The sequence below is a fragment of the Pseudomonas fluorescens genome (assembly GCF_902497855.1).
GTDB classification, from domain to species: Bacteria; Pseudomonadota; Gammaproteobacteria; order Pseudomonadales; family Pseudomonadaceae; genus Aquipseudomonas; species Aquipseudomonas fluorescens_BI.
Map to the genome: position 1 here is coordinate 1 of NZ_CABVHU010000079.1, position 504 is coordinate 504.

A 504-nucleotide genomic window follows, 5' to 3' on the forward strand; every position below is an offset into this window, starting at 1 on the left:
CCTGAGTACTCCCAAGCATTGCCCAGAGGAGTCCTCACCATGGCCGCGAAAAAAATCCTGATGCTGGTCGGCGATTACGTCGAGGACTATGAAGTGATGGTGCCGTTCCAGGCCCTGCAAATGGTCGGGCACACCGTCCATGCGGTCTGCCCGGACAAGGCTGCGGGCCAGACCGTGCGCACCGCGATCCATGACTTCGAAGGTAACCAGACCTACAGCGAAAAACCCGGTCACCTGTTCGCGCTGAATTTCGATTTCGCCAGTGCCAGTAGGGCCGTGTACGACGCGCTGGTGATCCCTGGCGGTCGGGCTCCGGAAGACCTGCGTCTGAACGAAAAAGTCCTGGATCTGGTCCGTGCCTTCGACCAGTCCGGCAAAGCGATTGCAGCGGTGTGCCATGGCGCGCAGCTGCTGGCAGCGGCGGGCATTCTTGAGGGCCGCGAGTGCAGCGCCTATCCGGCCTGCGCGGCGGAAGTGCGACTGGCGGGCGGCACGTACATCGAC

The 504-nt window shown here is 62.7% G+C and carries 1 protein-coding gene; it reads left to right on the forward strand.

The features are described 5' to 3' along the window. Positions 1–39: 39 nt before the first annotated feature. Positions 40–504, forward strand: a 465-nt coding sequence (locus F8N96_RS34950; RefSeq protein WP_150801650.1) for a DJ-1/PfpI family protein, incomplete at its 3' end; no start/stop codon positions are given.